Source organism: uncultured Porphyromonas sp. (assembly GCF_947254915.1).
Lineage (GTDB): Bacteria > Bacteroidota > Bacteroidia > Bacteroidales > Porphyromonadaceae > Porphyromonas.
Window position 1 is genome coordinate 1 of record NZ_CAMYEZ010000103.1, and the last position, 7,669, is coordinate 7,669.

The following is a 7,669-nucleotide window of genomic DNA, read 5'->3' on the forward strand; positions in this document are numbered from 1 at the left end:
CCTAGCGGGAGGGCGTCCGTTGTGTCAAAGGTTACAGCGTCGTGGTTTTAACGGGAACGGACGCACAGATCGTGCGTCCCTACAAAGGGCTACGCGTCTCGCTTTGACACGACAGACGCACCCGGCGTGTTACTTGTTCAGATCAAGGGAGATGCCGAGACGTATGACGGGCGGATTGATCGGGTAGTGCGCTGCGGAGAAGCGCTCCGAGGGTGAGATAAAGAGGTCGCCGAGGTTGTAGTACTCGACAAAGAAGCGAGCCCGCTTGAGCTGGAAGCTGACGAATGCGTTCAGATGGGGGAAGTTGCCATACTTCGTCGCCGTCTGATTGACAAACTGCATGACGGCTGGCTCGTAGTAAGGGGCGTAGTATCGTGTATGCCAGCGGCAATCCACGCCGAGCATGACGCGCAGGACGCGAGCGTAGAAGAAGTCTGTGTAGAGCGATCCGTATAGACTCAGCGTCGGCAGGGGCATCACCTCCTGACGTGTGGAGAGCTGGTAGAGGGCTTTCAGTCTCCAGGCGAGCCAGCCCCACTTGTAGTCATGTAGGAGCCGTGCCGAGAGGATCTGTATCGGGTCTGCGCATTGCTGGACGATCCCTTGCGAAGTCCAGTAGAGCTGGTTTTGCAGCGTAGCTGTCTCGACGCTTAGCGAGGTGCCCAGCTTGTCAAGCGTGAGTCGCCCTCCGAAGGCTAACCGGCGCTCATAGCCGAAGTCCACGTCCCAGCGGTGGAAGGTGCCGTGGAAGTGCCGGATGAAGTAGTCTGGACGGCGGTTCTCAAAGTTGCCCCAGGCGCGCAATCCCACGGGGAAGCTCCAGAGACGAAACGAAGTGGCGATACCGCCCTGCGCCAGTATGGAGCCGATGTTTTCGCCTATGAGAGTGCTCTCAAGCTGCGCATCGAAGTTGAGCAGGTGTCCCGAGGTACGCGCTATACGTCCGCCTACGACGACGTCCATAGTGCTGTGCCCCAGTCGCTCCCGATAGATCGAATCGGGGGTGTAGTAGTATTTGTTTTCCAGCCGCACATACGCCTCTAGTCCAAACTTAACCCACGGTCTGAAGCCCTCACGAAGCGAGAGGACGAAGCTATTGTCCAGCTGCCACCTGCGTGTACTATCTTCGGGCAAGACGTAGAGCGAGTCGAGCGCCCCCGAGGGACCTTTGTGCATGTAGGCGTAGTGGTTGGGGTACTGCTCCCAGGTGGCTTGGTTGCGGTTCACATATTGATGCACGCCCTGCCTAAAGCTCAAGATATGCCCCACACTTGCTATCGGCACGAAGCGCGTTGTGTCGGCATCGGTGCGACGCTCGCCAAAGATCGTCAGCGTATCGCTAGCACTGCGCGGACGATAGGAGCCGAAGTTGTAGCGCTGCGAGAGGAAGACGTGGGCATCGTCGATACCGTTCCAGACACGCTCCGCCTGACGAACGGGTATCTCGTGGCTCTCCAGCGTACGCCTGCCAGAGTTGCCCCGTGTTGGGTCGTTGACATAACCGTCCTCCATAATACCGCCATTCTCAGTAATGCGTGCGAAGTTGCCCCCGCCCGAGAGATACGCCTCGTAGCGATCTAGGGTTAGCGCAGCAAAGAGACGGTAGTCGGAGCTCTTCGTACGATTGCCTATGTAGTAGCCAGGAGAGTAGGTGTAGTTGAAGTCGGCTCCCATCGCTAGGCGCTTGCCGAGGTTGAACGCTATCGTTCCGTCAAACTGCTCTTCCCTTCTTTGCGCATCTCCATTGCGCTGATAGAAGAGCTTGGAGAAAGGAGTCTTCGTCCGATAGAAGAGACGCCTAGACTCGTCCCATACGAAGCCTGAGAGCGTTTGATCAAAGAGGAAGCGATGCTGCGGACGCAGGCGGTTGAAGTAGTCCATATCAATCCACGGAGACCTCAAGTTGCCGAGGTAAGCCATCACGATGGAGCGGCTCTCCGCTTTCACCTGATCGTGAAAGAGCGTGCTCAGCGTGTCGGGACGCGACTCATAGAGCGCACCCGTGTAGGGATTGATCAGGAAGCTGTGGAGCGTCTCTCCACGGTAGAGGAGCTCGTGGGGATCCTTGTCGAAGGCGGGTAGCGGTATGTCGTAATCGTAGCGTGACTGCGCCTGAAGGGCTGTCGCTAGGAGGCTCCACAGGCTGAGGAGGCAGAGGGCGTATCGGACTAGCTTATTCATAGCTCAGGCGTTGTAATCAATAGTCCCCCATCGATGGGTAATACACGGTAAGGCAAGAGCGGACTCTGCGCAGGCCCTTGGATCGGCGTGCCACCGCCATAGACAATGCTAAAGCGACTGTGACACTTAGGACAGACCGCCTCGAGTTTGTCATTGACCAGCAAAGCGTTCGTCGGATCCAGCTCCTTAGGGCAGGCAAGGTCGTAAGCGTAGTAGTAATCGGCCGTGCCACTCCCAGCGAAGCCGTGAATGACGAGGATGCCTCCGAAGCCTATGGCTGAGGTCGCCGTGGAGGGCTTGGTGATGCGCAGGTACCCCCCGATGGGTATGAGCGCACGACCCTCGGCACTGGCGAAGTAGATCGGATAGTGCACTGGACGCAGGGGCGTGGCGTACTGCACCTCGCCTTGACACCCCAGCAGTAGGAGCGTCATGAGCGATAAAAGCATGATGCGGGCACCCTTCATCCTGGTCTTCGTTCTAGCTTTGGACTATGCGTCGTAGCGTATCTGCCCCAACATATTGGCAATGTACTGGACCGCCTCCTCTAGGCGAGGCTGTACCATGCCAGCGATAAAGGGGTTGAGCTTTGCCTCCATGGAGACGACCAAGGTGCTGCCTTCGCTCTCCTGAGGGGTGAGCCGTATGGAGACCTTAGCGGGGAGCATGTCGTGCTCAATCTGATAGCACACCTCCTCGGTAGGGATACGCTCGGAGACGACGAGCGCGAGGTCTGCCGAGAACTTCATCACCTGCGCTTGTACTTCGCAGCGATCGCTAGTGAGCGAGGAGACCTTGACCTGCTTTTCCTCTAGTAGCTGATGTAGCTCCTCTAGATTGGTTAGGTCACTGATCTTACGGTAGATCGCCTCACAACTATAAGTAGAGGCGACGGGTTGGCTTTGTATCGTCATAGGAGTGCTCGTATAAGCTAATGTACGGTAATGCTAGCGTCCCCACTGGCTCGGGTTCTGTCGCCACTGAGCGAGCATCTCAAGGTCGCTCTCAGAGACGTAACCAGCCGAGACAGCCTGGCGAATGACTTCGTTGTAATCGGTCAGGGTACGCATCTCTACGCCTGCCTTGGCGAAGAGCTCCTCAGCCTCGGCGAAGCCGTGCGTATAGACCGCCATGAGTCCCTCGACCTGTGCGCCTGCTGCTTGCAGCGCCTCGACAGCCTTCATACTACTGCCGCCCGTAGAGATCAGATCCTCGATGACTACGACTCGAGCTCCCTCGGGTAGGTACCCCTCGATGAGGTTTTGCTTGCCATGATCCTTTGCGGAGGATCGTACATAGACGAAGGGCAGTCCCAGCTCGTCTGCCACCAAAGCTCCCCACGAGATGGCACCCGTGGCAACGCCAGCCACCACCTCAGCCTCGGGATAGAGGTCGCTCACCTGGAGGGCAAAGGCTTGCTTGATGTAGCTACGATGCTCGGGATAGGAGAGCGTCTTGCGGTTGTCGCAGTAGATGGGGCTAAGCCAACCAGAAGCCCAGGTAAAAGGGGCGTCTGGACGAAGCTCAACAGCCTGAATAGCGAGCAAACGATGAGCTACCGACTGGGCGATAGAGAGCTTCTGAACTGAATCTTTTGAGGTCATAAGAGGATAGGTATCTTAGATATACCGCAAAGGTACGAATTTAGAGGTTAGAAGATGGAGATTCGCAGGACCGATGCATTATATCTTTGTACTGCACTCACTACGCTTGACGAGAACTCTGGAATATGTGGCTTGAGCCTGGCTTCATAGCGCTATCAATACTCATACATCTTCGCCAAGTCCGAGGTCTTCCGAGAAATTTTCCCAATAGCTCCCGAGAAAACGAAAATTCCCCACCTAGGGGCGAAATGAAACTTCGGAAGAATGAAATGAAACTTCGGAAGAAGCAAATCAAAGTTCCGAAGAATTTTTCGTTTCCTCGCTGAATGATCCAACATATCTACGGATGAATTTCCTGATTCCCTCCACCTCCCGATTTCTGTCATAGAGACGCAGATGCATTCGGGCGCTATAATGCGTCAGCCTTGTGGAGATTAGGGGTGAGAAGTTAGAGATTAGAGGGTAGAGAGGTTGGCATTTCTAGGCGGAGGAGCCTAGTTTTATCGGCAACTGTAGTGTCCCCCCCCTAGCGCCTCAACAAATAGTCGGAGCCTATCCACGTAGTGTGGGTAGACTCCGACTTTTGTTTTACAGCTCTCTCTGAGAGGAGAGCGAGTAGATGTGCTTACTTCTTCGCTGCTGCGAGCTTCTTACGTTGCTGCTTACTGCGTACTAGGTAAGCGATAGGCGATGCGACGAAGAGCGTACAGAAGATACCGTAGACGATACCGATGAGTAGCGCAAAGGTAAAGCTACGCATAGAGGCTCCACCGAGAAGGAAGATGATGAAGACCACTAGGAAGGTCGAGAAGGAGGTCTGCACCGTACGAGCTAGCGTACTGTTGAGTGCCTCATTCATCACAAGCTTCTCCTCACGGTTCGGATAGTTGTGTAGCGTCTCACGGACACGGTCGAAGACGACAACCACGTCGTTGATCGAGTATCCGATGATCGCTAGTAGCGCTGCGATGAAGTTCTGATCCAACTCCATCGTAAAGGGCATGATCTGCCAGAGCAGTATGTAGCTCGCCACGATAAGTAGCGTGGTGGTAGCCACAGAGGCGAAGGCTCCTAGCGAGAAGGCCCAGTTGCGGAAGCGGAGCAAGATGTACAGTCCCATGAAGATCAAGGAGAGAACCACCGCTATGATAGCCTGACGAGAGATGTCCTTAGACATACTCGGGCTAACGCGCTGTGAGCTGACGACATAGTTGTCAACAAACTGCTGCTGGGTGGTACCCTGTGGGAGGAACTTCTGTACGCCCTCGAAGACCTTGCCGATGACGAGTAGCTCCTCGTCTTCGCTCTCCTGAGCCATACCGATACCATAGTTGGTTGAGATACGAACCTGGTTGCCCTCCGTACCGATTGAAGTGACGAGGACATGCTCCTCAAGAGGCTTCGTGAGAGCCTCACGCACCTCAGCCGAAGAGACTGGCTGCTCAAAGGCGACGATATAGTTGCGACCACCGGAGAACTCGATACCTCTATTGAGACCCCATACGAATGAACCGATGAGACCGAGCACTAGGATAGAGCCAAAGATGATGAAGCCCTTGTTGCGGTTCTCGAGGATCTTGAAGCTTGGGTTATTTAGCAGGTTACGTGTGAGGAAGGTCGTATAAGTAACCTTGTCCATGCGACCCTTCTTATCAAGCGCCTCAACGACGATACGCGTCAGGAAGACGGCTGTGATAAAGGAAGCGATGACACCGATGATGAGCGTCGTAGCGAAGCCACGGATAGGTCCAGTACCAAAGGCATAGAGCACACCACCCGTGATGACGGTCGTGAGGTTGGAGTCAAAGATTGCTGAGAAAGCGTTGCCATAACCGTCCTGGATAGCACGAGTCATAGACTTGCCAGCACGTAGCTCCTCCTTGATACGCTCGAAGATCAGGATGTTTGCATCCACCGCCATACCGAGCGTTAGCACAAGTCCCGCAATACCGGACAAGGTCAAGACACTGTGGAAAGAGGCTAAGACACCGAGCGTGAAGAAGCTGTTGAGGATCAGAGCGCCATCGGCGATGAGACCTGGGATGAGGCCGTAAGCGAGGCACATGTAGATCATCAGTAGGATGATAGCTATCGCAAAGGAGATGATACCAGCCTGGATAGATTCGCTACCGAGGGTAGGACCGACGACACTCTCCTGCTCGATCTCGACAGAAGCCTCCATACGTCCAGAGTTGAGGACGTTGGCAAGGTCGGTTGTCTCGTCAACAGTAAAGTGACCTGAAATCTCAGAGCGTCCGCCTGTAATCTCCGAATTGACATTAGGAGCAGAGTAGACGACACCATCGAGGACGATAGCAATGTTTCGACCAATGTTGTCACCCGTCAGGCGAGCCCACTTGCGAGCGCCCTCATCGTTCATAGTCATAGTGACGACGGGGCGGTTCTGACCTAGGTCATTACGCACCTCACTACGTGCCGAGGTGACCACCTCACCACCTAGATCGGGGAGCGCATTACGGTTACCACGGATAGCGTATAGCTCGTATATGTCCGTCTCCTTGCCCGTCTGTGGATCCTTGATAGGCGAGTTACCCCAGAGGAGCATCAGATCCTCACGGATCATCTTTTGCTTCTGAGCCTCCTCGAGCATCTCATCGATCTTGTCTAGATCAGCACGACGAGCGTAGCCAACGATGGTACCACGATTGGTAATATTGAGCTTGCTAAAGAGGACATTCTCCACACCTCCTGTGGCTGGTTTCTGTACAGCTGTCGAGTCAGCCGCCGTAGTAGTCGTGTCTGCAGGCGTTAGGTCCTTGCCATTCGCCATAGCGGTGAGACGATTGTTAGCGTCGACGAGGTCGCTAGCGATCTCATCATAGGTATAGGTGCGCCAGAACTGGAGGTTCGCACTGCGCTGCAGTAGCTCACGAACACGCTGTGGCTCGGTGACACCAGGTAGCTCGACTAGGATACGACCCTGCCCCTCGATGCGCTGTACGTTTGGAGCGACGACACCAAAGCGGTCAATACGAGTCTTGAGGACGTTGATAGCAGCGTCGATAGCACTACTATACTTCTCCTGAAGCTCCTTGATGACCTCCTGATCGCTCGACTTAGGCGAGATGACATCACGGAGGGGACCATTGCTAAAGATGACAGCGAGCGACCCCGAGGGCTCAAGCTCCTTGTAAGCCTCGACGAAAGTCCCGACGAAGTCATTAGCACCCTCCTTAGCAGCTCTATCGATAGCCTCGATGAAAGCTGGCGACTGGTTATGTCCCGAGAGGTTGCGCAAGAGGTCACGACCGTTGACCTTGAGGACGACGTTCATACCGCCCTTGAGGTCTAGTCCGAGGCCTATCTGCTGGTTGCGGGCTTTCTTGAGCGTGTAGCCAAACCACACCTTCTCGTTGGCCATTGAGTCGAGATACGCTTTGCCATCCTCGCCAGCTGCGGTCATCGCCAGCGCCTTCTGATCGTAGTGCCTTACCACGGGGGTAAAGGAGATATAGAAAGCGCAGATGATCGTCAGTAGAGCGGCGAAGAGGATCACAAATCCTTTGTTCTGCATGAGTATATTTGATATATCGTTATTATTTCACGTAGTCTAGATTGCCACAAAGTTACGCTAAAATATACTACTGACAAACAGATACCTCTCCAATCACCCGAAAAAGTCCTTCTGTCCCCCCCCGTAGAGCCCTCAAATGCCACTATGAAGTAGGATGACAGCGCCTCGCCTCACAAATGAAGCTTAAGGGCAGTCTAACTACACCACCAAGCCACCATTCTTGTGCAAAAAAAAACAATCTGACCGTTTTAAGCTTGCTTGAGTCAGAGCTGACGCATTATAGCGAATGAGTGCATCTACATCTCTATGGCAGAAATCGGGAAATTCATCCGTAGATATTCTGGATTAT

Annotated in this window: 5 protein-coding genes; all 5 read right to left on the reverse strand. The window is 54.4% G+C overall.

What is annotated here, in order from left to right; translation table 11 throughout:
- Positions 1-129 precede the first annotated feature (129 nt).
- A complete protein-coding gene (locus Q0X57_RS06595; RefSeq protein WP_297729308.1) occupies positions 130-2,181 on the reverse strand; it encodes a putative porin in 2,052 nt (683 codons plus the stop codon).
- Entirely contained in the window at positions 2,178-2,648 is a 471-nt protein-coding gene (locus Q0X57_RS06600; protein ID WP_297729311.1) for a hypothetical protein, read from the reverse strand. Before Q0X57_RS06600 ends, Q0X57_RS06595 begins: the two co-directional genes overlap by 4 nt.
- Before the next feature lie 24 nt (positions 2,649-2,672).
- Positions 2,673-3,095 (reverse strand): hypothetical protein, encoded by a 423-nt coding sequence (locus Q0X57_RS06605; protein WP_297729313.1) that lies wholly within the window; start codon positions 3,093-3,095, stop codon positions 2,673-2,675.
- Positions 3,096-3,128: 33 nt separating this feature from the next.
- Positions 3,129-3,785, reverse strand: coding sequence for an orotate phosphoribosyltransferase (pyrE, locus tag Q0X57_RS06610; RefSeq protein ID WP_007364977.1), 657 nt, complete (start codon positions 3,783-3,785; stop codon positions 3,129-3,131).
- A gap of 625 nt (positions 3,786-4,410) precedes the next feature.
- Entirely contained in the window at positions 4,411-7,320 is a 2,910-nt protein-coding gene (secDF, locus tag Q0X57_RS06615) for a protein translocase subunit SecDF (RefSeq protein ID WP_297729317.1), read from the reverse strand.
- Positions 7,321-7,669: the final 349 nt, after the last annotated feature.

What these genes read in the sequence shown, in the direction of transcription:
- Q0X57_RS06595 (WP_297729308.1), bottom strand. Translation starts at nt 2,181, where the DNA reads ATGAATAAGCTAGTCCGATACGCCCTCTGCCTCCTCAGCCTGTGGAGC.
- Q0X57_RS06600 (WP_297729311.1), bottom strand. Translation starts at nt 2,648, where the DNA reads ATGAAGGGTGCCCGCATCATGCTTTTATCGCTCATGACGCTCCTACTG.
- Q0X57_RS06605 (WP_297729313.1), bottom strand. Translation starts at nt 3,095, where the DNA reads ATGACGATACAAAGCCAACCCGTCGCCTCTACTTATAGTTGTGAGGCG.
- pyrE (WP_007364977.1), bottom strand. Translation starts at nt 3,785, where the DNA reads ATGACCTCAAAAGATTCAGTTCAGAAGCTCTCTATCGCCCAGTCGGTA.
- secDF (WP_297729317.1), bottom strand. Translation starts at nt 7,320, where the DNA reads ATGCAGAACAAAGGATTTGTGATCCTCTTCGCCGCTCTACTGACGATC.